The organism is Lysobacter yangpyeongensis, assembly GCF_042655745.1.
Taxonomy (GTDB): Bacteria; Pseudomonadota; Gammaproteobacteria; order Xanthomonadales; family Xanthomonadaceae; genus Agrilutibacter; species Agrilutibacter yangpyeongensis.
This window is the reverse complement of the sequence record NZ_JBHSNM010000006.1, coordinates 1-24,165: the sequence shown is the minus strand read 5'-3', so window position 1 is coordinate 24,165 and position 24,165 is coordinate 1. Positions and strand designations below refer to the sequence as shown.

Annotated in this window: 23 protein-coding genes; 15 read left to right on the top strand and 8 right to left on the bottom strand. The window is 69.0% G+C overall.

Translation table 11 applies throughout. The annotated features are described in order from the left end of the window. Positions 1 to 21 precede the first annotated feature (21 nt). The 3 genes from ubiA (at position 22) to ACFPN1_RS13960 (ending at position 2,737) form a co-directional block, all read left to right on the top strand. Positions 22 to 936 carry a 4-hydroxybenzoate octaprenyltransferase gene (gene ubiA, locus ACFPN1_RS13970; RefSeq protein ID WP_386755753.1) on the top strand — a complete coding sequence of 305 codons (915 nt, stop codon included), beginning with the start codon at positions 22 to 24 and terminating at the stop codon, positions 934 to 936. Positions 937 to 993: 57 nt separating this feature from the next. Continuing rightward, entirely contained in the window at positions 994 to 1,197 is a 204-nt protein-coding gene (locus ACFPN1_RS13965) for a hypothetical protein (protein WP_386755752.1), read from the top strand. Between the two features lie 103 nt (positions 1,198 to 1,300). Further along, entirely contained in the window at positions 1,301 to 2,737 is a 1,437-nt protein-coding gene (locus ACFPN1_RS13960) for a short-chain fatty acid transporter (RefSeq protein ID WP_386755751.1), read from the top strand. A 27-nt stretch (positions 2,738 to 2,764) separates the two neighbouring features. Here the strand turns inward: ACFPN1_RS13960 and tatC are convergent, their stop codons facing one another. The 4 genes from tatC to ACFPN1_RS13940 form a co-directional block, all read right to left on the bottom strand. Further along, positions 2,765 to 3,517 carry a twin-arginine translocase subunit TatC gene (tatC, locus tag ACFPN1_RS13955; protein WP_386755750.1) on the bottom strand — a complete coding sequence of 251 codons (753 nt, stop codon included), beginning with the start codon at positions 3,515 to 3,517 and terminating at the stop codon, positions 2,765 to 2,767. Beyond that, positions 3,504 to 4,016: a Sec-independent protein translocase protein TatB gene (gene tatB, locus ACFPN1_RS13950; protein ID WP_386755749.1), complete on the bottom strand. Its 513-nt coding sequence runs from the start codon at positions 4,014 to 4,016 to the stop codon at positions 3,504 to 3,506. The genes tatC and tatB overlap by 14 nt, the downstream gene beginning before the upstream one ends. Positions 4,017 to 4,045: 29 nt before the next feature. Continuing rightward, entirely contained in the window at positions 4,046 to 4,276 is a 231-nt protein-coding gene (gene tatA / locus ACFPN1_RS13945) for a Sec-independent protein translocase subunit TatA (protein ID WP_386755748.1), read from the bottom strand. A 99-nt stretch (positions 4,277 to 4,375) separates the two neighbouring features. After that, entirely contained in the window at positions 4,376 to 5,275 is a 900-nt protein-coding gene (locus ACFPN1_RS13940; RefSeq protein ID WP_386755865.1) for a lipid-binding SYLF domain-containing protein, read from the bottom strand. A 161-nt stretch (positions 5,276 to 5,436) separates the two neighbouring features. Here ACFPN1_RS13940 and hemH point away from each other — a divergent pair, with 161 nt between their 5' ends. Continuing rightward, entirely contained in the window at positions 5,437 to 6,525 is a 1,089-nt protein-coding gene (gene hemH, locus ACFPN1_RS13935) for a ferrochelatase (protein WP_386755747.1), read from the top strand. A 5-nt stretch (positions 6,526 to 6,530) separates the two neighbouring features. Then, on the top strand, positions 6,531 to 7,382 hold the full coding sequence (locus ACFPN1_RS13930) for an alpha/beta fold hydrolase (RefSeq protein ID WP_386755863.1): 852 nt from the start codon (positions 6,531 to 6,533) through the stop codon (positions 7,380 to 7,382). 10 nt (positions 7,383 to 7,392) lie between these two features. Here the strand turns inward: ACFPN1_RS13930 and ACFPN1_RS13925 are convergent, their stop codons facing one another. From ACFPN1_RS13925 to ACFPN1_RS13915, 3 genes are all read right to left on the bottom strand, one after another. Further along, positions 7,393 to 7,896 (bottom strand): hypothetical protein, encoded by a 504-nt coding sequence (locus ACFPN1_RS13925; RefSeq protein ID WP_386755746.1) that lies wholly within the window; start codon positions 7,894 to 7,896, stop codon positions 7,393 to 7,395. Positions 7,897 to 7,956: 60 nt separating this feature from the next. Further along, the gene (locus ACFPN1_RS13920) at positions 7,957 to 8,742 is read right to left on the bottom strand and encodes a M48 family metallopeptidase (protein ID WP_386755745.1); all 786 of its coding nucleotides are present in this window, start codon (positions 8,740 to 8,742) and stop codon (positions 7,957 to 7,959) included. Positions 8,743 to 8,934: 192 nt separating this feature from the next. Continuing rightward, positions 8,935 to 9,852 carry a recombination-associated protein RdgC gene (locus tag ACFPN1_RS13915; RefSeq protein WP_386755744.1) on the bottom strand — a complete coding sequence of 306 codons (918 nt, stop codon included), beginning with the start codon at positions 9,850 to 9,852 and terminating at the stop codon, positions 8,935 to 8,937. 1,144 nt (positions 9,853 to 10,996) lie between these two features. Here ACFPN1_RS13915 and ACFPN1_RS13910 point away from each other — a divergent pair. The 9 genes from ACFPN1_RS13910 (at position 10,997) to ACFPN1_RS13870 (ending at position 21,612) form a co-directional block, all read left to right on the top strand. Next, positions 10,997 to 12,925, top strand: coding sequence for a GMC family oxidoreductase (locus tag ACFPN1_RS13910; protein ID WP_386755743.1), 1,929 nt, complete (start codon positions 10,997 to 10,999; stop codon positions 12,923 to 12,925). A 95-nt stretch (positions 12,926 to 13,020) separates the two neighbouring features. After that, complete coding sequence (locus ACFPN1_RS13905) at positions 13,021 to 14,202, top strand: phenylacetate--CoA ligase family protein (protein ID WP_386755742.1); 1,182 nt, start codon at positions 13,021 to 13,023, stop codon at positions 14,200 to 14,202. A 43-nt stretch (positions 14,203 to 14,245) separates the two neighbouring features. Further along, complete coding sequence (locus ACFPN1_RS13900) at positions 14,246 to 15,601, top strand: aldehyde dehydrogenase family protein (protein ID WP_386755740.1); 1,356 nt, start codon at positions 14,246 to 14,248, stop codon at positions 15,599 to 15,601. A gap of 57 nt (positions 15,602 to 15,658) precedes the next feature. Beyond that, positions 15,659 to 15,946, top strand: a complete 288-nt coding sequence (locus ACFPN1_RS13895; RefSeq protein ID WP_386755739.1) for a DUF1330 domain-containing protein — start codon at positions 15,659 to 15,661, stop codon at positions 15,944 to 15,946. 212 nt (positions 15,947 to 16,158) lie between these two features. Continuing rightward, the gene (locus ACFPN1_RS13890; protein WP_386755738.1) at positions 16,159 to 17,076 is read left to right on the top strand and encodes a beta/alpha barrel domain-containing protein; all 918 of its coding nucleotides are present in this window, start codon (positions 16,159 to 16,161) and stop codon (positions 17,074 to 17,076) included. Between the two features lie 8 nt (positions 17,077 to 17,084). Further along, entirely contained in the window at positions 17,085 to 17,912 is an 828-nt protein-coding gene (locus ACFPN1_RS13885) for a hypothetical protein (protein ID WP_386755736.1), read from the top strand. Beyond that, complete coding sequence (locus ACFPN1_RS13880) at positions 17,881 to 20,064, top strand: isocitrate/isopropylmalate family dehydrogenase (RefSeq protein WP_386755735.1); 2,184 nt, start codon at positions 17,881 to 17,883, stop codon at positions 20,062 to 20,064. Before ACFPN1_RS13885 ends, ACFPN1_RS13880 begins: the two co-directional genes overlap by 32 nt. After that, positions 20,061 to 20,741: an RraA family protein gene (locus tag ACFPN1_RS13875; protein WP_386755734.1), complete on the top strand. Its 681-nt coding sequence runs from the start codon at positions 20,061 to 20,063 to the stop codon at positions 20,739 to 20,741. The genes ACFPN1_RS13880 and ACFPN1_RS13875 overlap by 4 nt, the downstream gene beginning before the upstream one ends. Next, positions 20,731 to 21,612, top strand: coding sequence for a DUF6282 family protein (locus ACFPN1_RS13870; RefSeq protein WP_386755733.1), 882 nt, complete (start codon positions 20,731 to 20,733; stop codon positions 21,610 to 21,612). Before ACFPN1_RS13875 ends, ACFPN1_RS13870 begins: the two co-directional genes overlap by 11 nt. 21 nt (positions 21,613 to 21,633) lie before the next feature. Here the strand turns inward: ACFPN1_RS13870 and ttcA are convergent, their stop codons facing one another. Next, a complete protein-coding gene (gene ttcA / locus ACFPN1_RS13865; RefSeq protein WP_386755732.1) occupies positions 21,634 to 22,536 on the bottom strand; it encodes a tRNA 2-thiocytidine(32) synthetase TtcA in 903 nt (300 codons plus the stop codon). Positions 22,537 to 22,854: 318 nt separating this feature from the next. Between ttcA and ACFPN1_RS13860 the strand changes: the two genes are divergently transcribed. Beyond that, positions 22,855 to 24,075 (top strand): RCC1 domain-containing protein, encoded by a 1,221-nt coding sequence (locus ACFPN1_RS13860; protein WP_386755731.1) that lies wholly within the window; start codon positions 22,855 to 22,857, stop codon positions 24,073 to 24,075. Positions 24,076 to 24,165: the final 90 nt, after the last annotated feature.

The window sequence follows — 24,165 nt, the reverse complement described above, 5'->3', positions numbered from 1 at the left end:
CCCCGCAGAGTGGCGAACCAGATGGGTTACGAGCGCGACTACGCCCCCATTCCACCGCCGGTGCCGCGCTGGCGCGAGCGACTGGGCCAGTACTGGCGACTGGTCCGCGGCGACCGGCCGATCGGCTGGCTGCTGCTGTTGTGGCCGACCTGGTGGGGGCTGTGGCTGGCCGCGAAGGGCGTGCCGCCGTGGTGGACACTGATCGTGTTCACCCTCGGCGTGTGGCTGACGCGCGCCGCCGGTTGCGTGATCAACGACTACGCCGATCGCTGGCTCGATCCGCATGTCGAACGCACCAAACAACGCCCGCTCGCGACGGGTGCCGTAAGCGGACGCGAGGCGCTGGCGGTGTTCGCGGTGCTGATGCTGGTCGCGTTCGCGCTGGTGCTGACGATGAACCGGCTCACCGTGTACCTGAGCTTCGTCGGCGTGGTGCTCGCGGCGACGTATCCGTATCTCAAGCGCTACACCTATCTGCCGCAGGTGTACCTGGGCATGGCCTTCGGCTGGGGCATCCCGATGGCGTTCGCCGCGATCCGCGGCGAAGTGCCGCCGGTGGCGTGGCTGCTCTACGTCGCCAACATCCTGTGGTCCACCGCGTACGACACCTGGTACGCGATGGTCGATCGCGACGACGACCTGCGCATGGGGAGCAAGTCGACGGCGATCCTGTTCGGCGAGATGGACCTGGTCGCGCAGGGCGTGCTGTACGCGCTGTTCGTCTATGCGCTGTTCCTGGTGGGGCGGCGCGCGGAGCTGGGGGCGTACTTCTGGTACGCGCTGGGCGCGGCCGCGGTGCTGATCGCCTACGAATTCGCGATCGCCCGCCGCCGCGACCGCGACGCCTGTTTCCGCGCGTTCCTGCACAACCACTGGGTGGGGCTAGTCGTGTTCGCCGGCTTCGTCCTCGAGCTGGGCTTGCACGGCGCGCGCTGAAGTCGCATAGACTCGGCCGGCCCGATGGGGATCGGGTCATTCACAAGGGGGATTCGCATGAAGTCGTGGGGCATGTGGTTCGTCATCCTGGGGCTGGGCTCGTTCCTGCTCAATCTGGTCGGCATCGAATTCGTGGTCCTGGGCTGGATCGACAACTGGGGTCCGACCGTCGGCATCGGCATCCGCGTCGGCCTGATCGTCATCGGCGCGGCGATGTGGCTGATCGGCCGCAAACAGGAAGCCGGACAACCGGCGGCCTGAAGTCGCCGCGTTCCTGCAACGGCCCGCCACGCGCGGGCCGTTGCGTTTTCCGGCACGGCGATTTGCCGCGACAATGCGTCGCGTCGCCACGAGGGAGGTTTCGATGAACCGTGTCGTTCCACCGGCGCGCCGCGAACACTGGCTGGCGCGCACCGCCCTGCGCTGCGCCGGATTCGCCGAACGCTGGTTTCCCGATGCCTGGGTGTTCGCGGTGCTGGGCGTGCTGATCGTCGCCGTTGCGGCACTGGCCTGCGGCGCGCGGCCGCAGGCGATCGCGCAGGCCTTCGGCCAGGGCTACTGGAGCCTGATTCCCTTCACCATGCAGATGGTGTTCGTGGTGATCGGTGGTTACGTGGTCGCCAGCGCGCCGGTGGTCGCGCGCCTGATCGAACGCCTCGCGCGCTGGCCACGCAGCGGGCGCGGCGCGGTCGCGTTCGTCGCTGCAGCGAGCATGCTGACCTCGCTGCTCAGCTGGGGCTTCTCGCTGGTCTTCGCCGGGTTGCTGGTGCGTGCGCTGGCACGGCGGCCGGAACTGCGCATGGACTACCGCGCCGCCGGCGCCGCGGCGTATCTCGGCCTGGGCGCGGTGTGGGCGATGGGCCTGAGTTCATCCGCCGCGCAGTTGCAGGCCAATCCGGCGAGCATGCCGCCGGGCCTGCTCGCGATCACCGGCGTGCTGCCGTTCGCGCAGACGATCTTCCTGTGGCAATCGCTGCTGCTGACCGCGGTGCTGATCGCCGTGTCGGTGCTGGTGGCGTACGCGACGGCGCCCGGCGAAGCGAACGCGCGTGGCGCCGAGGCTGACGCCCACGACCGCATTCCGGACCGCAGCGACGCGGCAACGCCGGCGCGCCTGCGTCCCGGCGAGTGGCTCGAACACAGCCCGCTGCTGACGATCCTGCTGTCGCTGCTCGCCTTCGGCTGGCTCGCCGGTGAATTCGCCGCGAAGCCCGCGGCGCGCGCGATCGCCGATCTCAACACCTACAACCTGCTGTTCCTTTCGCTCGGCCTGCTGTTGCACTGGCGGCCGCGCGGCTTCCTCGACGCGGTCGCGAAAGCCGTGCCCGGCACCACCGGCGTGTTGCTGCAGTTCCCGCTGTACGGCGGCATCGCCCTGCTCCTGACCGGCGTGCCGGGCACGGGCGGCGAAACGCTGGCGCATCGCCTGTCCGAACTGTTCGTGCAGGTCGCCTCGCCCGACAGCTTCGCCCTGGTGATGGGCGCGTATTCGGCGGTGCTCGGTTTCTTCGTGCCGTCCGGCGGCGGCAAGTGGATCATCGAGGCGCCCTACGTCATGCAGGCCGCGAACGAACTGCGCGTGCACCTGGGCTGGGCGGTGCAGGTCTACAACGCCGCCGAAGCGTTGCCCAACCTGGTCAATCCGTTCTGGATGCTGCCGCTGCTGGGCGTGCTCGGATTGAAGGCGCGCGACATCGTCGGCTTCACCTTCGTGCAGCTGCTGGTGCACGTGCCGCTGGTGCTCGGGCTGTTGTGGCTGCTCGGGATGACGCTGGAGTACCGGGCGCCGGTGATGCCGTAGGCGAAGCGCGGAACCGTCGCGTTTCGCTTACGCGCTCGCTTCGCGCTTCGGCGCCACCCAGGCCGCGGCGAGGATGCCGAGCTCGTAGAGGATGCACATCGGGATCGCGAGCATCAGCTGCGAGACCACGTCCGGCGGCGTGATCACCGCCGCGATGACGAACACGCCGACGATGGCGTACCCGCGCGACTCGCGCAGCTGCTGCGGCGTGACCCAGCCCAGCAGCGCGAGGATCACCAGCGCGACGGGCAGCTCGAAGCTGGCACCGAAGGCGAGGAAGATCACCAGCACGAAATCCAGGTATTTGCCGATGTCGGGCATCATCGCCACGACCGCTGGCGTGAACTTGCTGAGGAACCCGAACACCGCCGGCAGCACCAGGAAATAGGCGAATGCACAGCCGGCGTAGAACAGCGTCACTGCCGAGACCAGCAGCGGCAGCGCCAGCTTTTTCTCGCGCTGGTACAGGCCGGGCGCGACGAAGGCCCAGGCCTGGTACAGCAGCCACGGTACCGAGGCGAACACCGCGGCGAAAAACGCCAGCTTCACCGGGACGAAAAAGCCGCCGGCCGGATCGTTGGCGATGAGCTGGCCGCCGGCCGGCAGTTTCGACAGCAGCGGCGCGGCCAGCCAGGCATACAGGCGGCTGGCGAACGGCATCAACGCGAGGAACACCACGATCAACCCGGTCACCGCGCGCAGCAGGCGCGCGCGCAATTCGATCAGGTGGTCGATCAGGCGCGTTTCGGAGGGCGAGCTGTCGGCTTCAGCGTCGTGCATCGGAAGCGGATCCGGCGGACTGCGTGGTGGCGTGGGCCGCGTCCGCATCGTGGCGGTCGATGCCGTGAGTGGCGTCGTGGTCGGGGCCGTGCTCTTCGAGCGACAGTTCGCCCTGCGCGCGTGCGTCGGTGACCGAACTCAACGGCGGCTCGTGGTCGTCGTCGCCCTGGTCGGCGGCCGCGTCGTTGCCGGCCTCGCTGCGCAACGCGTTACGCACGTCGGCGCGGGCGTCCTCGAATTGCTGCTGCAGCGCCGTCGCGCCCTGCGCCAGCGAGTTGCGCGCTTCGGCCAGGTCGGCACGGGTCTGCTGCAGGCTGCGCCGGAGTTCCTCGTCGGCCAGTTCGTTCTCGAGTTCGGCCTTCACCGAATACCACTGCGCGCGCGCGCGCCGCACCCACAGGCCGGCGAAGCGCGCGGCCTTGGGCAGGCGCTCGGGACCCAGCACGAGCAGGGCCACGATCGCGATCAGGAAAATCTCGCCGAATCCGATATCGAACATGCGTCAGCCGCTCCCGCGGCGGATCCGGATCAGCGCGGCGTGTGCTCGTCGTCCCGCTGCGAGGCGGTGGTGTTGTCGCGACGCGATTCGTCCGGCAGCTGCGCCGACGGCTTCTTCTCGTCGTCGTCCTGCATGCCCTTCTTGAAGCCCTTCACGGCTTCGCCCAGATCCTTGCCGACATTGCCCAGGCGCTTGGTGCCGAACACCAGCACCACGATCACCAGCACGATCAGCCAGTGCCAAATGCTCAAACCGCCCATTGCTCATTCCCTGTGGAGTGGGCGCTCAGGATACCGCAGGCGTCGTGAGCGCTGCGGAAGCCGGTCACGCAGGCGGCGGGCAGCGCGGCCTGCACCGGTTCAGTGTCGCGGCGGCGTGGTCGGCGCCGGCGTGGGCTCCGGCGGCAGCGGCTCGGTGCGCACGCTGTCGGCCGGCACGTCCTCGAACGGCGCGGGCTTGGCTTCTTCCGGCGGCGGTGCGAGCGGCTGGGTCTGCGCGGCCGGTGCGGTGGCCGCCGCTGGCGACGCGGCGACCGCAGGCGCCGCCGGAGCGCTGCCGCCGCGACGCTCGCGCGCGAGCGCGCCGGCTTCCTCCAGCGCATCGCGGAAGTCGACGACGCGGTCGTCCGGCTGCTGGCGCGTGCGGCCTTCGAAGATCATGCGCGGCGTGGTGCCTTCGCCGTAGACCAGCTGGTTGGCCGCGTCGTCGATCGACAGCACCGCGCCATCGAGGGCGATGCCCGCGAACAGCCCGCGTGCGCGCGACCACGACCAGATTTCCGCCTTGAGCTGGCCATCGGTGGCGGTCGCCGCGCTGCGTCCGACCGGGCCGGCGGCGACGCCCGCATCGGCGCCCAGCGTGATCTTGCCGTTGACGATCGAGTCCAGGCCGCGCTCGCCGCGGAACACCAGCACGACGTCGGCCGACTGCACGCCGGCCTGGAAGCCGATGCTGCCGCCGGTGAGCTTGACGAAACTCGGATTCGACCAGCTGCCGTCGGGGTTCTTCACCGACACCAGACCGTGACCGCGGCGGCCGCCCAGCAGCAGGCCGACCTTGAGCGTGTCGGGCACGACGACTATCGCGCGTGCCTCGTCGAACAGCTTGTCGGGAATCGCCGATTCGGGAATGCGCTGCACTTCGGTGAGCACGCGCACGGCGTCGACGGCGCGCTGGTCTTCCTCGGGCCCGGCGATCGCGTTGCCGGCGAAGGCCAGCGAGAGGGCGAGGGACAGCGGCAGGAAGGACAGCTTCGACAGGACGGGACGCGGCATGGCGGCTCCTCGGCGGGGAATGCCCGGAGGGTACTGACGAGGCAATGAATGGCGACGGTACGGCGCCGGCGCGGAATGGCGGGCTCGCGGCGCGCGGATCGTGCGCGCGGGTGACGCCGCGCGGGCGCGGCTGTCATCCTATGCCGATGATTACGCCCACCCCGTCGGCAGGCGCCCACAGCGCCTCCGTGCCCGCCACGACCGACGCAGGCACCGTGCTGGTGCTGGTGAACCTGGGGACACCCGACGCACCGACGCCACCCGCGGTGCGCCGCTACCTGCGCGAATTCCTCTCCGACCGCCGCGTGGTCGACCTGCCGCGCTGGTTGTGGTGGCCGGTGCTGAACCTGGTGATCCTGCCGCTGCGTTCGCAGCGCGTGGCGCACAAGTACGCCAGCATCTGGCGCGACGGTTCGCCGCTGGCGGTGTACACGCAGCGGCTGGCGCACGCGGTGCAGCGTCTGCGTCCGCAGTGGCGCGTGCTGCACGCGATGCGCTACGGCGCACAGGGCCTGACGGACGTGCTGCAGCAACTGCGCCGCGAGGGCGTGCAGCGCGTGGTCGTGTTGCCGTTGTATCCGCAGTACTCGACGACGACGACGGCCTCGGTGCGCGACGTGATCGAAGCGGCGGGTTTCGCGATCTGCGACCACGGCTACACACAAGGCTCAACGACCGCGACGCCCGCGACGCCCGCGACGCCCGCCACGCCGACGGCGCTGTGCATCGGCGACTATCACGACGATCCCCGCTGGATTGCCGCGGTCGCCGAATCGATCCGCGCGCACCGCGCGCAGCACGGCAATGCCGCGCATCTGTTGTTTTCCTTCCACGGCCTGCCGCAGCGCCTGGCCGACCAGGGCGATCCCTATCCGCGCCAGTGCGAAGCCGGTGCCCGCGCGATCGCGGCGGCGCTGGGCCTGCGCGACGAATCGTGGACACTGAGCTACCAGTCGCGCTTCGGCCGCGAGAAGTGGCTCGAACCGGCGACCGCGGATACGCTCGCCGCACTGGCCGCGCGCGGCATCCGCAGCGTCGACGTGGTCGCGCCGGGCTTTGCCGTCGACTGCCTGGAAACGCTGGAGGAAGTCGCGCAGATGCTGCGCGACGAATTCCGCGCGCGCGGCGGCGAACTGCGCTACATCCCCTGCCTCAACGACGATCCCGCCCACGCGCGCGCACTCGCCGCGATCGCGGGCGACGCCGTTGCTGCCGTCGCGGTGCGCGGAGCATGAGCGCGATGCGCGCCTTCGCCGTGGACACCGTGTTCGGCACGCTCGCCGGACTGCGCTGCGGTCGCGAGGGCGCCCCGCGCGTACTCGCGCTGCACGGCTGGCTCGATAACGCCGCCAGCTTCGTGCCGCTGTCGGCGCACCTGCACGACAGCGACCTGGTCGCGCTCGATCTGCCTGGCCACGGCGCCAGCGCGCACCTGCCGCCCGCGGCCGATTACCTGCTGATCGGCTTCCTGCGCGCCGCCTTCGCCGCGGCCGATGCGCTGGGCTGGGAACGCTTCGCCCTGCTCGGCCATTCCCTCGGCGGGGTCATCGCCAGCCTGATGGCTTCCGCGCAGCCGCAGCGCATCGAGCGGCTGCTGACCATCGAGGCGCTGGGCGCGCTCACCGAAGCCGAGGCGCGCACCACGCAGCGGCTGCGCGATGCGATGGCCGCGTACGCGCTGCTGCCGGCCAAGCAGTTGCGCGTCTTCCCGGACATCGCCACCGCCGCGCGCGCGCGCCTGCAGGCCGGCACCGGCGACCTGGGCGAAGCGGCGGCGTTGCTGCTGGTCGAACGCGGCCTGCGTCCCGTCGACGGCGGCTTCGTCTGGCGCAGCGATCCGCGCCTGACGATGCCAACCGCCGTGCGCATGAGCGAGGCGCAGTGCCGCGACCTCATCGCCCACATCGAATGCCCGACGCGGGTGATCTACGCCGATCCGGCGCAGAACTACTTTCCCGACGCGCTGCGGCGCGAGCGCGCGGCGCTGCTGCGCCACGGCGAACTGATCGTCATGCCCGGCAGCCACCACCTGCACATGGACGACGCGGCGGGTGTGGCGGCGGCGATCGGCGACTTCTTCCGCGCCGGCTGACCTCCGCGCGTTACTGCTGCTCCGTCGCCAGCTGGTAGCCCACGCGCACGCCCGCGTCCTCGCCGTCGGCGATGGTCAGGGCCGCGTGGCGCTTGCCCTTCTCGTACATCACTACCTTGCCCTGCGTGCCCTGCATCAGGGTCATCGCCGACTTCCAGCCATCCGCCTGCATCTGCCGGTCGGCGGCCGTGGCGACGTCGGCCGCGGCGCCGCCGGTGCGCAGGTGCACGATCACCGCGTTGGGCATTTCCATCGCTGCTTCCACCGTGTAATCGCGCGGCAGGTATACGTCCTTCGGGAAGGTCGCGGGCAGGGCGGTGCCGCCGCCGCTGCTGATCTTCATCTCGCCCTGGTCGGTACGGATGGTCATCTGGCCCTTGTCAGCATCGACGTCCGCCTTGTGCCCGGTGCGCGCCTCGATGGCCGCTTCGGCCATGCGTTCGCCGGGCGACTTGCCGCAGGCGGCGAGACCGGCGGCCACGATGAAGACGGAAACGAGGATCAACTGGCGCATGGCCGCGACTCCGGAAGCGCCGCATGCGCGGCTACCGCCGGAACAACGCAGCCGGCCGCGTCAGCCGGCCAGCAGCGTGCGCATCGCCGCCTTCAGCCGGCGGCCTTCGGCCTGGAAGTAATCGCGTTCCGCATGCCACGCCGGGAAGCGCTGCTCGACTTCGTGCCAGAACGCGGGCGAATGGTCGGCGCGGATCAGGTGGCAGAGTTCGTGCACCAGCACGTATTCGAACGCACTCGGTCGCGCGAGCACCAGGGCCAGGTCCAGCGCCATCGTGCCGTTGGGCGCCAGCGAACCCCACTGCGAGCTCATCACCTTGAGCGCGATGCGCGACGGCGCCCGCGGCAGCGTCGGCAACAGCGGCGGCAGCCAGCGGCCGATGTCGGCGCGCGCTTCGGCTTCGTAGAAATCGCGCAGTGCGCGGCGCAGCGCGGCATCGCGCACGTTGGCCGGCACCGTGGCGACGAGCACGCCGCCGGCGGTGGCCAGGCGCAGGGCGCGGCCTTCGCTCCACACCACGGGCAACTGGCCGCCGCGCAGCGGGATGGACGCCGTCACGTGCGGCTCGAGCGCGGGCGCGGCACTGCCGTTGTGCGCGAGTTGCGCCATCAGCCAGTCGCCGTGTTCAAGCACGAAACGCCGGCCGGCGATTTCGCTGGCGCGGATCGGCAGCGTGAGGCGCGCGCCGCGTTCGCTCACGCTGAGCTTGATGCGGCGCGCGCGCGGATCGCGCACGCGCAGCACGTCGACGGTCGCGCCGTTGTCGAGGGTGAAGCTGAGGGTTTCGCGCGTGGCCGCGCGCGGCGTGGCGCGCGGCTTCCCCGCCAGCAGGCGGAGTGGGTTCATGCGGGCGCGCTCGTCATGGGCAAAAGCATATCGCGACGACGGCGCGATGCCGTCGCGCATTCAGCTGTGATCGTTTTCATCTGGGGCCGATGGCAGGTGGGGCGCGGCGTGCGATGGGCCGCGCGAAGACCGCGGCACTTCGCCGGATCGGTGTGACCGGCGCGACGCGCGTCGCGCCGGCGGCGGTTGCGCTCAGGCTTCCGTCTTCGACAGTTTCAGCGCCTTTTCCAGCACCGTGAACAGCCGCTTCACCTCGCCGCTCATCAGCGCAAAGCGGGCATCGAGTTCGGCGCGGATGTCGTCGCGCTCGGTGGACTCGAGCTGGTCCACCGCGCCATCGAGCAGCTTGAACTTGCGCACCACGAGGTCTTCGCCGAGCACAAACGAGACGTGGTCGTCGAGCGTCAGCGCCAGGCGCGTGACCTGCTTGCCGGCTTCCAGGTGCTTGCCGATCTCGTCGCCCTGCAGCTCCTGGCGCTGGCACTTCACCACCGCGCCCTGGTCGACCGGATCGCGCAGTTCGCATTCGTCGCCCAGCGACAGGCCGTCGGGCAGCGGTTCGCCCGCGATCCAGCCGGTGAGCACGCTGCGCGGCGCGACCTCGGCGTTCAGCGGCAGCGCCGGGAAACTGCCGAGCGCGCGGCGGATCTCGCTGACCACGTTCTCCGCGCTCTTGCGGCTGGAAGTATCGACCACGACGATGCCGTGCTCGAGGTCGAGCAGCGCATCGGTGCGGCTGGGTTTGACGAACGCGCGCGGCAACAGGTCGGTGATCAGTTCGTCCTTGATGCGCTTGCGCGTGCGACCGCCGGGCTTGCGGCCTTCCTTCTGCTCGATCTCCTCCAGCTTCTTCGCCAGCATGTCGTTGACCACGCTGCCGGGCAGCAGGCGGTCTTCGCCACCGACGGTGAGCCAGATCGCATCGCGCTGGCGCGCGGCGAAGACATCGCTGTCGCGACCGAAGGGAGAGATGAAGCCGCGGCTGGACAACTCCAGCGGACCGACCGGCTTGAGCCGGCATTCGTCCAGGCCGCTGTCGAGCTCGTCGAGTCTGGTGGTGGTGGGGAAGCGGAAGAGGGTGAGGTTGCCGAAGAACGGGGAACTAGCCATGGACCAGCGAAAATCCGGTGCTTGAAGAAGGTTGGAGCGTCGCCGTCGGTGTCCGTGGCTTGCGTGCGCGGGGCGGAGTGCCCCGCAAACATCCATGCGTGCGCGTATGCGAACTATAGCAGCGCGCTCGCGCCGTTCCGCCGCCCTCGACGGCCGTTCCGCGCGCCGCACGCACTGGAGGTGCGCGGCGTAGCTCTTGACATTCGCGCGCGACCTCGCATGGCATTCGCTGCGCAACGCGCGTGTCCGGATGTCGCCGCCGACGCCGTACAGGAGAGGGTGCCGCGGTGTCGCGCACCCTACGCAGGCGTGCGGTGAGCGACGCGCGGAAACTGTGTGGCAGTGCGCGAAAACGCGGGCAAAATCCGCCGTCAACTTCGTTGCCTCTGCACGAAATGTCGGCTACCTTTGACGCACGGACACTGTCTCATCAGTTGTCATCAGGAGATTCGCACATGGAAGTGGCGCAGCTGGCGCAAGCCTGGTTGTGGAAGTTTTTCCGTCCCGCGGGTGAGGTGGCGCAGCACGCGCAGAGCCCGGCGCAGGACGTTTCGAGCGCGCATTCGCGCGATTCGCATTAGTCCCACGGTTTACGCAGGTCCGCGGCCCCTGGCCGCGGTACGGATTGCTGTGTGTGCAACGAGGGCCCGGCGCAGGTCGGGCCGTTCACAAGGAGAAGCGAGCCATGGAAGTGGCGAAGTTGGCGCAATGCCGGATCGAACGACGCATTGATCCCGCGCCGGGATCGCGCAAGGCCGGCCCGCGGTTGCGGGCACGGCGCGCACGGGTGCCGGCAGCAGATCGCGTCAGCTAGTGCGTACGCGCCGGGACTCCGCGTCGCGCGCGAAGCAATTCCAGCAAAGAACCGTGCCGCCGCGGCAGCGAACGTGCACGCAGTGGACCGTCGCGGCAGGCGGTCACAATGAGAACGAACACATGGAAGCAGTAGCTCCGGCGCACGCCAGCCGTAAACCCGCGATTCCTGCCTCGGATCGCGGCACGCCATCCGAATACCGCGCCTCGATGCCGGCGACCGTCCACGTCGTCTGACTCGTCGCGTGCATTGCCGCGCGATGGGCCGCGCGCGTCCACGCCGGACGAAAGTCCGGCTCCCTCGATCCAGTCCAACCGTCAACGGTGCACCATGAAAATCCGCTCCATGAATCCCGGCCGGCGCTCGCTCATGAAGAAGCTGGGATTGCTGTCGCTGTCCGTCGTCGCCCCGAGCTGGGCCGCGCGTAGCGCCACCAAGGCGACCCGCACGAAGCGCTACGACTACGTCATCGTTGGCGCCGGTCCCGGCGGCGGCCCGCTCGCCGCGAACCTCGCCCGCGCCGGCTACAAGGTCGCGCTGCTGGATGCCGGCCTGGATCCGTTGTCGGCGGAAGCGGCCGCGATCAATCCGGCGACGAAGACCGTGTACGAAACCCCGGGTTTCTTCGGCGGTGCTTCCGAGCATCCGCTGCTGAGCTGGGACTTCTACGTCAGCCACTATTCCAACCTCGAACAGCAGCGCAAGGATCCGAAATACGTGCCTGCGAAAGGCGGCGTGCTCTACCCGCGCGGTTCGTGCGTTGGCGGATCGGCCTCGCACAACGCGCTGATCTTCACCTATCCGCACGACAGCGACTTCGACAGCATCGCGCGCATGACCGGCGACGCCTCGTGGTCGGGTCGGAAGATGCGCGAATACGTCGCAGTGATCGAGAACTGCGGCTATTGCGGCGACGGCGCGCGCCTGCGCGGCAAGGGCGGCTACATCCCGACCAGCTTGAACGAGCAGGCCGCCTACGACATCTACCCGATGATCGACGACATCACCCACGCCGGCGTCAACGGGCCGATCACCCGCGACGCCAACGACCCCGCGGTGGCGCGCGGCGCGGTGGGCGCGGTCAACACGCCGATGAACGTCGGGCACAGGAAGCGCGTGGCGATCCGCGAATACCTGGCCGAAACGCAGAAGCAGTTCCCGGACAACCTCGACATCATCACCAACGCGCTGGTTGCGCGCGTCATCACCCGGCAGGCCGGCGCGAAGACCGTGGCGATCGGCGTGGAGTTCTTCGCCAACGGCGGCCGCAGCTACCGCGCCAGCAAGCTCGCGCCGCAAGCCGCGCGCGGCGAGCGCACCTTCATCGCCGCCAACCGTGAAGTCATCCTCGCGGCGGGCGCGTTCAACACGCCGCAGATCCTCAAGCTCTCCGGCATCGGACCGCGGGCGGAGCTGATCCGCCACGGGATTCCGGTGGTGAAGGACCTGCCCGGCGTGGGCGAGAACCTGCAGGACCGCTACGAGGCGCCGGTGGTGTTCAACCTGCGCGAGCGCAACGAGCTGTGGCAGCGCTGCCAGGCCTTCCAGCCGGGTGATCCGTGCTTGGAGAGCTACCAGACCGGTCACTGGACCGAAGGCGGCAAGACCTGGAATTTCGCCGGGCCCTACGCCGGCAACACGATCTACGCCACGCGCATCCTCAAGACCAGTGTCGCCAGGGGCGAGCCGGACATCTTCCTGGTCGGCATCCCGGTGAAGTTCACCGGCTACTACCCCAACTATTCGAACGAGCCGCTGAGCGCGCACTGGACCTGGAACGTGCTCAAGGTGCACACCGAGAACACCGCCGGCACGGTGAAGCTGCGCTCGGCCGATCCGCGCGACACCCCGCTGATCAACTTCCACTACTTCCAGGAAGGCAACGCCGGCAGCGCCGACCTCAAGGCCGTCGTGGAAGGCATCCGTGCGGTGCGCGCGAGCATGAGCCAGCCGCTCGCGCAGAAGCACATCGACTCCGAAGCGCTGCCCGGCGCCAGCGTCGACACGCAGGCCGAACTGGAGCAGTACGTGAAGAACGTGGCCTGGGGCCACCACGCCTCGTGCACCGCGAAGATCGGCGCCGACCACGATCCGATGGCGGTGCTGGACAGCCGCTTCCGCGTGCGCGGCGTGAAGGGCCTGCGCGTGGTGGATGCCTCCGTCTTCCCGAAGACGCCCGGCTTCTTCCCGACCGCGGCGATCATCATGATCAGCGAGAAGGCGACCGACGTCATCCTCGAAGACGCGCGCCGGCACTGAGTCCCGTCAACAGCCGCCCGTCGCGCGCGTCGTCCCCCGCGCGCGCGACGGCGGCTATCCCTTCGTCATTTCGAATCTGCACAAAAGGAAGCGACATGCAGGCCAGCGTCACCCTGCCCAACAAGGTGCTCAAGTACGGCAACGAAGCCATTGACATCAGCAATCCGGATCTCGATCACCACGCGTATCCGGAGCAATACCGCAAGGTGCTGCATTCGTTCGTGCAGGACACCGCGGCGAACTGCGAGTTCTACCGCGACCGCATGGCGCGGGCGTCCATCAAGCCCGGCGACATCACCACCCAGCAGGCCTTCGAAGCGATCCCGCCGATGTCCAGCGGTGAAGTCAGCGCGTTGAACGACAGCACGCTGCTCCCCGACCGCACCCGCGAGTACCTGCAGTCCGGCTTCTACGGCGCGCCGCTGGAGCAGAAGCTGTGGCGCAAGTTCACCTCGAGCGGATCGAGCGGGCTGCGGCCGAAGGTGTCCTACTACACGCGCGACGACTGGGACGTGCTGACCACGACCGCGGCGCGCCTGCATTCGCGCTTCCTGCCCCTGAACCGGATCTCGCGCATGTTCAACTGCTTCAACCCGGCGCACGTCGGCGCGAAGTTCCAGGAAGACAGCTTCTCGCTGCTGGGCCTGTCGGTGGAAGGCGCGCACATGACGCGCACCACGCCGGAAGCGGTGCTGGAACAGATGATGAGCAGCGGCGCCAGCGAACTGGGCGGCTTCAACGCGCTGGCGATCGTGCCGGGCCTGCCGGCGGGCGCGAAAGGCACGAACAAGGGCACCAACCTGGATTCGCTGCTGAACCTGGACATGGAGAACTTCATCGGCCGCAACATCCGCGTGATCATCACCAGCGGCTCGGCTCGCGACGTGCCCGGCCTCGACCTGAAGGAACGCGTGTGGGAAGGCAACGCCATGGCCGGCGTGGAGAAGACCAGGTTCTTCGAGATGTACGGCTATTCGGAAAGCCTGCCCAACGCGATGGACTGCGAGCACAACGAAGGCCTGCACCTCGCGGTCGGCCCGACCTACACCGAAGTGCTGGACGAGAAGACCGGCAAGCACGTGAAGAACGGCGAGCGCGGGCTCGTCGTCATTACCGGCATCCGCAACGGTTCGCGTTTCATCCGCTACGCCGTCGGCGACGAAGCGACCTACGTCACCGACACGTGCAAGTGCGGCCGGTCTTCGCCGCGCCTGCAGGACATCCGCCGCGTCGAGGACATGGAACGCCTGCAGCAGGGCTGCGCCGGCGGCCTGTGAGCCGCCGTTCCGGATACGACATTACAAGGACGAGGACAGCAACATGAGTGACGTGGTAACCCTGCACAACATCATCCGCGGCGAAATCCGCGAGCCCGCCGCCCGCAAGGTCGCCGGCGCCTTCAGCTTCCCGGTCACCACCGCGCAGGACGTGGCGGCGGCGGTGAAGTTCGCCAACTTCCAGACGCCCGAACCGATCGACAAGGTCCTGCGCGCGCTGTCCAGCATCGGCCGCAAGGCCGACTGGATCACCGATGAAGACCTCAAGGTGCAGGCTGCGCTGAGCGGCAGCCCGGTCAAGCACATGCGCAACTCGATCGCGGCCGTGAACAGCTGGCTGGCCGACATCGAGACCTACGTGCGCCGCCACGCCGACCTGCAGGACCTGGGCTCCGGATCGCAGCGCGCGATGGCCCTGCTGGACCGCAACGGCGCGCTGTACCAGGGCGGCATCACCACGATGTTCATCCTGGCCGGCGACGAGATCTCGATCGCGCCCTGGAACATCGCGCAGGCCCTGCTCGCCGGCACCAAGGCGATCGTCAAGCCCAGCCGCATCGAACCGCTGAGCGCGTTCCTGTTCACCAAGGCTCTCATTGCCGAAGGCATCCAGCCGCCGGCGCTGCTGTACATCAGCCGCGATTCGGAAGAGGAACAGAACCTGGTCTCCACCCTGATCAAGCAGACCCGGCAGTCGGTGATGTACGGCGAAGACAACACGGTGAGCACGATCTGCCAGCCGTTCGGCTTCCGGCCCGACCACAAGTACCTGGCCTATCTGACCGGGCGTTCCGGCGCGGTGGTGTATCCGGACGCCGATATCGGCCTGACCGCGGAGATGATCATCCGCGGCGCCTGCGACGATCGCGGCAACCGCTGCAATTCCACCAAGAAGGTGTTCGCACCGCGGCAGCTGGCGAAGGAGCTGGAAGCGGCGCTGGTGCAGGCCGCGGAAGGGCTGGTCCGCGGCGATCCGACCGACCTGGCGACCGACATCGGCCGCAACGATCCGCAGGCCCGCGCGATCGCCCAGCAGTGGGCCAGTTCCGCGCAGGTGGTCTACGACCGCGACATGTTCCTGATGTCGGTGCCGCAGCATGCGCCGATCCTCAAGGAGGAATTGCCGTATCCGAGCATCGCGCTGTGCTACTACGACGACGGCCAGGATCCGGTCGACCTGATCAACGGCAGCGTCAGCAACACCTACCTCGGTGCCGCCGTGGCCGTGTCGGTGTTCACCCGCAGCCGCGCGCAGTTCGACCTGGCGAGCACGCGCCTGCAGGCGTGCAAGACGCTGATGAACCTGCCTTCGACCGCGTTCGACTTCTGGACCGCGCACCAGCGCTGGCACCTGTTCACCGAACTGATGCGCAAGGTCGAGGTTGTCGTGGCCGCGTAGGCCGTCGCCCGAACCTGTCGCTACCCCTCTTTTTCAAAACCACAAGGAAGACTCCCAATGCCGGCTCTGATGCTCATCGAACTGACGGTCAAGGACGCGGAAAAGCTCAAGGAATACTCGGCGCAGACGCCCGCGATCCTGAAGAAATTCAACGGCGAACTGCTGATCAAGGGCAAGGCGACGCCCGTGCACGCCAGCACGCCCGCGACCAACCACGACGTGGTCGTGATCTTCCAGTTCCCGACGCGCGAAGACGCGCTGGGCTGGTACCAGTCGCCGGAATACCAGCAGCTGCTGGGCGTGCGCGACGCCGCGATGGACAGCGTCTTCAAGCTCGTCGCCTGACCGCGGCGCTGCGCGGCGTCGCGGCCGCCTGATCCGGCTTCCCTGCCGCGTCGGCGCGGCCGCCGCACCGCCGCCGCGCCGCCCCACAAGTGGCCCCTTCGTTCGCCCCATCCGCACCGCCTCCCGCAGGCGGTGCCGGGCGCGGCTGCCCGGTTTCCGGAAAGGAAACGGTGCGCGAACGTTTTCCAACGCTTATCAAGGACAGACTACGTATGGATGATTCAAGCCTCAGACTGATCGACGTGACATTGCGCGACGGTGGTTACCGCAACAACTTCGACTTCAGCATGAAGTACGTGCTCGAGCACGCCACCCACATCCAGGAATCGGGCTGCGAGTACATCGAGATCGGCTATCGCAACGGCTCCGTCGTCCCGTCCCCGAACATGGGTTTGACCGGACACGGCAGCAACGACTACATCCGCGCGCTGAAGGCGGCGCTGCCGAAGATCAAGCTGGTCGTGATCGCCCACGCCGCCAACATCGGCGACGACGACGTGCGCGAGATGGCCGAAGCCGGCGTCGCGATGCTGCGGCTGTGCCTCAACGCCGGCAACATCGCGGAAACGCTGCGGCTCGCGCGCCTGGCCAGGAGCGTGGGCATGGAAGTCAGCTGCAACGTGGTGCGCGTGAGCGCGATCGACCTGCCGACGCTGGGCGCACTGGTCGCGCAGCTGGACGCGCACCGCGACGTCATCGACGTCGTCTACTTCGCCGACTCCAACGGCAACCTCACGCCGAAGGCGGTGCAGGAAATCGCCGCGGAGATCCGCCGGCACACGCCGCTGCCGATCGGCTTCCACGCGCACGACAACATCGGCCTGGCCATGGCGAACGCCATCGCCGCCATCGACAGCGGCGTCACCTACATCGACGCGAGTCTGCTCGGCATGGGCAAGGGCATCGGCAACCTGAAGCTGGAGAAGTGGGTCGCCTGCCTGCTGCGCAAGGGCAGCAAGCGTTACGCACTGCTGCCGATCCTGCGTGCCGCGCGCGCGCTGCGCGACTCCTCCAGCTACACCGAGGACCGCGGCGACTACGCGGCCGACGTGCTGTGCGGCCTGTACAACTATTCGTTCACCGACCGGCAAAAGGCGGAAGCGATGCTGGCCGGCACGCCGTCCGCGTGATGGACGCCATGGCACTGCACGACCCGCCATCGGCCCCGGACCCGCACGCCGGTGCGTACGAAGTCCACGGCGATCCCGCCTGCACCGGCGATGTGCTGCTGCTGGGGCCGGTGAGCCCGCTCTGGCATGGCGCCGACTTCTGCCGGCCGCTGCTCGGCTTGTTCGCCGCGCGCAGGCAACGCGTCCACGTGCTCGATCCCGTCGCCGTCCTCGAGGACGGCGAACAGGACGCCGAGGCGGTGCTCGGGCGGCTGGCCGACCACATCGGCCGCCATCTGCCGCCGCTGCAGCTGATCGGGGGTTATGCCTTGGGCGGCACGCTGGCGCTGGCGCTGGCGCACCGCCTGCCGCAGACGCCGCGGGTGTTGTGCCTGTCGGGCCCGGGCTTCGTCGATGCGCCCCTGCGCGCCGCGCTGGAGACCCTGCTCGAACCGCTGCGCCGCAACGATCTGGCGCAGTGCCTGTCCCTGCTCGCCGCGCAGGTCGCGCCGCGCGGCAGCGCGCCGAAGGCCACGCACACCGATGCGTTCGCCGACGACCATGCGCTGGTGTCGTGCGCGCGCATGCGCCGCGGGTTCGAATTGCTGCTGCGACTGGACGCGCGCACGCAGCTGCACCGCTATCCCGGCCGCGTGCTGTGCCTGCTGGGCGAGCACTCGCAGCTGGCGACGATCGACAATCTCGCGATCGACCCCGCCGCCGATACGCGCCGCCAGGTCCGCGTGGTGCCCGCCTCCGGCATGCGCATCCTGCGCGACAACGAGACGTTTACCCTCACTTCCCTCCACGAATGGCTGAACGACTGTGAACAAGAAGGTCCTGGTACTGCCGGGTGACGGCATTGGCAAGGAAGTGTGCGACGCCGCGCTTCCCGCACTGGAAGCGCTCGATCTGCCGATCGAACTGATCTACGGCGAGATCGGCTGGGAATGCTGGATGCGCGACGGCGATCCGGTGCCGGCGGCGACGTGGCAGCGGATCGAACAGGTCGACGCGATCCTGCTGGGCGCGATCACCAGCAAGCCCAAGAAGCAGGCCGAAGCGGAACTGCCGCCGGCACTGCAGGGCCAGAACCACAGGTACGTCTCGCCGGTGATCCAGCTGCGCCAGCGCCTGGGCCTGTTCGCGAACGTGCGGCCGTCGTTCTACCTCACCGGCAACGGCAAGCCGTACCGGATGAGCGTGATCCGCGAGAACACCGAGGGCCTGTACGCCGGCTACGATTACCGCGGCATTCCCGAGGCGATCCGTCCGCTGGTGAAGCACCCCAACCTCGAGCGCTACGGCGCCGACGAGGCCTCGTGCACGCTGCGCCTGCAGACGCGCTTCGGCCTGGAGCGCCTGTTCGGCTTCGCCTTCGAGCATGCGGTGCAGCACGGCTTCGACCGCGTGACCTTCGCCGACAAGCCCAACGTGATGCGCGAAAGCGGCGATTTCGCCCAGGAAATCTTCGAAGCGGTCGCCGCGCGCTATCCCGGCATCCGCGCCGACATCCAGAACGTCGATGCGGTCGCGCTGTGGCTCGTCACGCGCCCGGAGCAGTTCGGCGTGATCGTGGCGGAGAACATGTTCGGCGACATCCTCTCGGACCTCGCCGGCGGCGTGATGGGCGGCCTGGGCCTCGCGCCCAGCGCCAACTACGGGGAGGGCGTCGCCTACTTCGAGCCGGTGCACGGCAGCGCGCCGGGCATGGTCGGAAAGGACAAGGCGAACCCGGCGGCGATGTTCCTGAGCATCGCGATGCTGCTGGAACACCTCGGTTTCGCGCGCGAAGCGGCGCGGCTGCAGGACGCCGTGCGCAACGCCATCCGGAGCGGCGCGCATCTCACCTACGACCTGGGCGGCAGCGCGGGCACGCGCCGCTTCGCCGACGAGGTGCTGGCGTTGCTGCACGGCCAGCACCGCCCGCGCACCGCGGCCGTGCTCGCGGTGGGTGACGAACTGGTCGGCGGCGAATACCAGAACACCAATTCCACCGAGATCGGTCGCCACCTGGCGACGCTGGGTTACGAGGTGAAGGAACACGCGGTGTGCGGCGATCAGCGCCACCTGATCGCGCGCGCGCTGACGCGTTTCCTCGGCGAGTACGACCTCGTCCTGGTCTGCGGCGGACTGGGGCCGACCTCCGACGACCTGACCCGCTTCGCCGTCGCCGACGCCCTGCAGGCGCCGCTCGAATTCCGCGACGACTGCTGGCAACACATCACCCGCCGCATGCAGTCGTTCAACCTGCCGGTGCGCGAGCAGGACAAGGTGCAGGCCTACCTGCCGGCCGGTGCGCGCGCGCTTGCCAACAGCTGCGGCCTGGCCAGCGGCTTCCTGCTGGAAAAACACGGCACCACCATCGCGGTGCTGCCGGGGCCGCCGGCGGAAATGCGCGCCATGCTGCACGCGACGTTCGCCCCGGACGCGACGGCGACGCGGACCGACACGCGCAGCTTCGAGTGGAAGCTGCTGGGACTGATCGAGAGCGATGCGCAGGCCTTCGTCGCCACGCTGGCGTCGGCGTTCGCCGCGCGCATGAAGTACCTGTGGCGCTATCCGTACCTCAACCTGCGCGTCGATGTCGCCGCATCGGATGCCGAGGGCCTACGTTGCGCGCACGAACTCGATGCGTACCTGCGCGCGCACACCGTCAGCACCGACGGCCGCTCCGCGCTCGAGCAGATCGCCGGCGCCGGCGACGTGCACTGGACCTCGCAGGGCGATGCGGCGCTGGCCGAGCTGTTGCGCGAGCTGCCCGGCAGCGCGGCGGGCGAGGCCTTCGTCGTGACGACCGAGCCGCGCCTGGACAGCCTGGGCGATCCGCGCGATTACGCCGGCAGCCTGCGGATCGCCTGCGCGACTCCGTCCGGCCGCACCTACCGCATCGCCACGCCGCTGCGCGGCGTCGAAGTGCGCGACTACGTCCGCGAATTCGCCGCCTGGTGCTACCTGCGCGACCAGGCCCGCATCGACCAGCCCGCCCTCGAGGAAACCACGGCATGAACGCCAAACACGTCGAATGGAAGCAACGTCTGCTGCAGCTGGATACGGCGGCGGTCTCGGACGCGATGGACAGCCTCGGCATCAACCGCGCGCTGTTCGGCATCGCGCCGCGCGTGGAGGGCGCCAAACTCGCCGGCCCCGCCTACACGGTCATGTACGAGCCCATCTCCGAGACGCCGGCCGCGTTCCAGAACGCGGCCAACTACATCGACGATGTCCCGGCCGGGCACGTGGTGGTGATCGACAACGGCGGCAACACCGCCTGCACCAACTGGGGCGACATCCTCACCCGCAAGGCGGTGCAGCAGCAGCTCGCGGGCACGGTCATCAACGGTTCCGCGCGCGACATCGAGACCATCCGCGCGCTCGGCTACCCGCTGTTCACCCGCGGCATCTACATGGTGTCGGGCAAGAACCGGGTCCGGCTCAAGGCCACCAACGTGCCGGTCGAGATCGCCGGCGTGCGCATCCAGCCGGGCGACTGGCTGTTCGCCGACGACAACGGCGTGGTGGTGGTGGCGGCCGAACGCCTCGACGAGGTCATCGCGCGCGCTGAGAACGTGCATGCGACCGAACAGGGGATCGTGCAGGCCATCGGCGCCGGCGAAAGCCTCGTCGCCGCCCGCGAAAGCCACGGCTACGCGACGCCGTGGGAGCAGCGCGCCGATGCCGTCTGATTTCGTCGCCCACTGGCAGGAGCGCCTGCGCTTCGTCGACGTCCACTACCACGCCAATCCCGACACCTACACGCGCCGTTACCACGCCCTGCAGGCGGGGCAGGAATACCGCGCGCTCGGCGGCGGCGTGCTGCTCAAGAGCCACCTGGGCTGCACCGCCGCCGTCGCCGCCACCGCGCAGGCCATGGACCTGCCGGTATTCGGCTCGGTGGTGCTCAACCGCATCGGCGGTGGCCTCGACCTGCGGCCGATCCAGCAGTCGCTGTGCTACTACGGTTCGGCGCCGTTCTGCGGCCGCCTGCTGGTGGAGCTGCCGACGATCGTGACGACCGGTCATCGCAGCAAGTTGCAGCGCGCGTACGCGAACGCGGCGGTGGAACGCTACGCGTTGCAGCCGTGCGACCTGGGTGACACGGATGGCGTGTTGCCGGCGAGCGTCGAGCGCCTGGTCGAGTTCTGTCGCGACGAGCAGGTCGTGCTGACCAGCGGGCATGCGACCCGTGCCCAGGTCGAAGCGCTCGTCGAGCTGTGCCTGCGCAAGGGCGGCGTGCGATTGCTGCTGAACCAGCCGGCCAATCCGATGACCGGCATGGATGCCGCGGCGCTCAAGGCGCTGGGCGCGCACGACTGGCTGTACGTCGAGCAGACCGCGCTGACCCTGCTGCTGGGCTACCAGACCTTCGAGGACTTCGCGCAGGTGCTGGGCAGCGTGCACAACGTCGTCTACAGCTCCGACCTCGGTCAGCCGAGCCAGCCGACGCCGGGCGAATGGCGCGCGCAATCCCTGCAGTGGTTCGAGCAGATGGGATTGCCCGCGGCGCGGATCCGCGAGGTGAGCCTGACCCATGCGTTGCGGATGCTCAGTCCGTGAGTGCCGGCGGGCGCGGCGCGATCAGGTCGCGTCGCCCGTCTCCGCCGCCTCCGCGTGCGGCTCCCCCGCCAGCCACGCGTGCGCATCGGGCAGGGCGCCGCCGCGTGCGCCCAGCGCGAGGAAATCGAACAGCTTGGGATCGCCCAGCTGCGAGGGGCGGATATCGCCGAGCGCGCGCGCGATGGTCTCGATGCGGCCGGGGCTGTCCTTCTCCCACGCTTCCAGCATCTTCTTCACCTGCTTGCGCTGCAGGTTTTCCTGCGAGCCGCACAGGTTGCAGGGAATGATCGGGAACCGCTTCGCTTCGGCATAGGCGGCGATGTCGTCCTCGCGCACGTAGGCGAGCGGGCGGATCACCACGTGCTTGCCGTCGTCGCTGAGCAGCTTGGGCGGCATGCCGGCGAGCTTGGCGTGGAAGAACAGGTTGAGGAAGAAGGTCGCCACCAGGTCGTCGCGGTGGTGGCCGAGCGCGATCTTGGTGAAGCCCTGTTCGGCGGCGTAGGAATACAGCGCGCCGCGGCGCAGGCGCGAGCATAGCGAGCACATGGTCTTGCCCTCCGGCACCACGCGCTTGACCACCGAGTAGGTGTCCTGCTCGAGGATCCTGTACGGCACGCCGAGCGATTCCAGATACGCCGGCAGGATGTGTTCGGGAAAATCCGGCTGCTTCTGGTCGAGATTCACCGCGACCAGTTCGAACTTCACCGGCGCCTTCTGCTGCAGCTGCAGGAGGATGTCGAGCATGGTGTAGCTGTCCTTGCCGCCGGACAGGCACACCATCACCTTGTCGCCGTCCTCGATCATGCCGAAGTCGGCGATCGCGCGGCCCACCTGGTGGCGCAGACGCTTGCCCAACCTGTTCGCGTCGTGCGACGCCTTGCGCGCACGCGGCAGCGGCTCGGGCAGGGGCAGGATCACACTCATGACAGCAGGCTCATGACAGCGCGCCCTTCAACAGGTTCAGGAACGGCGGGCTCACGACAGGCTCACGCAACGGGCTCACGCAACGGGCTCACGGCGACAGACTCGGAACAGGCAATGCGGCGGCCATTCTACCGTCGCCGTCCCGATGCCCCCGGACGCCCCGTCGCGGCCCCTGCGACGGCCGTGCGGCACCATTGCGTGACGGCGGTAACGGTGTTTCCGGCATACTCGGCAAAGCCGGGCGCATCGGAGCAGGGATCGCCGGAGAGAGGTCGGTACGCGGCCTGACGCGTACAGGGGACACGGACTGGAGGTTCGATGAGCAATCGGCTCGGCCGCGCGCTGCGCGGTCATTTTTTTGCGTGCCTGGCATTCGCGGGCCTGGGACTGGCGACGCTGCCCGCGATGGCGCAGCTCCGCCAGGAAGGCGCGATTCCGGACGGTCGCGGCGGCGTGGGTGCGCTGGCGACCGGTATCCACCACAGCTGCGGCCTGCGCCAGGACGGCCGCGCCTCGTGCTGGGGCGACGACTTCAACGGTGAGGCGCGGCCGCTGCCGGGTACCTTCATCGAACTGAGCGCCGGCTTCGACCACACCTGTGGCCTGCGCGGCGACGGCAGCGTGGAATGCTGGGGTCAGGGTTACGTGCGGCCCGAAGACGTGCCGCCGCCGCCGGAAGGCTATCCGCCGCCGCCTCCGCCGCCGTCGCCGATTCCGGCCGGCAACTACACCGCGCTGGCGTCGGGCATCTCCACCACCTGCGGCCTGCGCGTGCGCGAGCAGCCGTGGCAGTTCCCCGAAGGCAACGTCGCCTGCTGGTCGGCGGGCTGGGGCTCGCAACTGCCGGCGCCGCCGCCGGGCGACTTCGTCGCGATCAGCCTCGGCGACAACTTCGCCTGCGGCCTGCGCGCCAACGGTCATCCCGAATGCTGGGGCGCGCTGGACACGCAGCAGATGCCGGCCGACGAGAGCTTCATCGCCATCACCGCGGGCGCCATGCACGCGTGCGGCCTGCATGCCGACGGCAGCGTGCGTTGCTGGGGCGACAACTGGATGGGCCAGGCGACGCCGCCGGCCGAATTGTTCACCGCGATCGGCGCCGGGGTGACGCACAGCTGCGGACTGCGCCCGGACGGCCACGCGCAATGCTGGGGCGGCAACGAGTCGGGCCAGGGCACGCCGCCGCCGGACGACCGCTTCATCGCGCTCAGCGTCGGTGCGTTCCATGCCTGCGGCGTGCGCATCGACGGCACGCTGGCGTGCTGGGGCGATGCGCGCCTGTACCCGGTCGCCGGCACGCCGCCGCCGCCGGGTCCGATGCCGTTGCCATGGGAAGGCCTCTTCGGCATGGGCCAGCTGGCCGCAGGCGATTACCACCACTGCCAGGTCACGCCGGGCGGCCGCCTGAGCTGCTTCGGCAATTTCGTGCCCGAGCCCGCGCCCGGCATGCACTTCAGCGCGGCCAGCAGCGGCTTCGACGCCACCTGCGCGCGCAATGAATTCGTGAATTCAACCACCAAGTGCGACAAGCTCCTCTAACCGAATAGTTTTTGCATTGGGCTGCGATAGCCATAGCGCTTCCTCGGTCTGGTGTTGAGTCGATGGGCAATGGCATCACAGTGTCTCTGC

What these genes read in the sequence shown, in the direction of transcription:
- ACFPN1_RS13905 (WP_386755742.1), top strand. Translation starts at nt 13,021, where the DNA reads ATGCAGGCCAGCGTCACCCTGCCCAACAAGGTGCTCAAGTACGGCAAC.
- ACFPN1_RS13960 (WP_386755751.1), top strand. Translation starts at nt 1,301, where the DNA reads ATGAACCGTGTCGTTCCACCGGCGCGCCGCGAACACTGGCTGGCGCGC.
- tatC (WP_386755750.1), bottom strand. Translation starts at nt 3,517, where the DNA reads ATGCACGACGCTGAAGCCGACAGCTCGCCCTCCGAAACGCGCCTGATC.
- ACFPN1_RS13920 (WP_386755745.1), bottom strand. Translation starts at nt 8,742, where the DNA reads ATGAACCCACTCCGCCTGCTGGCGGGGAAGCCGCGCGCCACGCCGCGC.
- ACFPN1_RS13915 (WP_386755744.1), bottom strand. Translation starts at nt 9,852, where the DNA reads ATGGCTAGTTCCCCGTTCTTCGGCAACCTCACCCTCTTCCGCTTCCCC.
- ACFPN1_RS13965 (WP_386755752.1), top strand. Translation starts at nt 994, where the DNA reads ATGAAGTCGTGGGGCATGTGGTTCGTCATCCTGGGGCTGGGCTCGTTC.
- ACFPN1_RS13930 (WP_386755863.1), top strand. Translation starts at nt 6,531, where the DNA reads ATGCGCGCCTTCGCCGTGGACACCGTGTTCGGCACGCTCGCCGGACTG.
- ttcA (WP_386755732.1), bottom strand. Translation starts at nt 22,536, where the DNA reads ATGAGTGTGATCCTGCCCCTGCCCGAGCCGCTGCCGCGTGCGCGCAAG.
- ACFPN1_RS13925 (WP_386755746.1), bottom strand. Translation starts at nt 7,896, where the DNA reads ATGCGCCAGTTGATCCTCGTTTCCGTCTTCATCGTGGCCGCCGGTCTC.
- ACFPN1_RS13860 (WP_386755731.1), top strand. Translation starts at nt 22,855, where the DNA reads ATGAGCAATCGGCTCGGCCGCGCGCTGCGCGGTCATTTTTTTGCGTGC.
- tatA (WP_386755748.1), bottom strand. Translation starts at nt 4,276, where the DNA reads ATGGGCGGTTTGAGCATTTGGCACTGGCTGATCGTGCTGGTGATCGTG.
- ubiA (WP_386755753.1), top strand. Translation starts at nt 22, where the DNA reads ATGGGTTACGAGCGCGACTACGCCCCCATTCCACCGCCGGTGCCGCGC.
- ACFPN1_RS13900 (WP_386755740.1), top strand. Translation starts at nt 14,246, where the DNA reads ATGAGTGACGTGGTAACCCTGCACAACATCATCCGCGGCGAAATCCGC.
- ACFPN1_RS13895 (WP_386755739.1), top strand. Translation starts at nt 15,659, where the DNA reads ATGCCGGCTCTGATGCTCATCGAACTGACGGTCAAGGACGCGGAAAAG.
- tatB (WP_386755749.1), bottom strand. Translation starts at nt 4,016, where the DNA reads ATGTTCGATATCGGATTCGGCGAGATTTTCCTGATCGCGATCGTGGCC.
- hemH (WP_386755747.1), top strand. Translation starts at nt 5,437, where the DNA reads ATGATTACGCCCACCCCGTCGGCAGGCGCCCACAGCGCCTCCGTGCCC.
- ACFPN1_RS13910 (WP_386755743.1), top strand. Translation starts at nt 10,997, where the DNA reads ATGAAAATCCGCTCCATGAATCCCGGCCGGCGCTCGCTCATGAAGAAG.
- ACFPN1_RS13890 (WP_386755738.1), top strand. Translation starts at nt 16,159, where the DNA reads ATGGATGATTCAAGCCTCAGACTGATCGACGTGACATTGCGCGACGGT.
- ACFPN1_RS13885 (WP_386755736.1), top strand. Translation starts at nt 17,085, where the DNA reads ATGGCACTGCACGACCCGCCATCGGCCCCGGACCCGCACGCCGGTGCG.
- ACFPN1_RS13870 (WP_386755733.1), top strand. Translation starts at nt 20,731, where the DNA reads ATGCCGTCTGATTTCGTCGCCCACTGGCAGGAGCGCCTGCGCTTCGTC.
- ACFPN1_RS13875 (WP_386755734.1), top strand. Translation starts at nt 20,061, where the DNA reads ATGAACGCCAAACACGTCGAATGGAAGCAACGTCTGCTGCAGCTGGAT.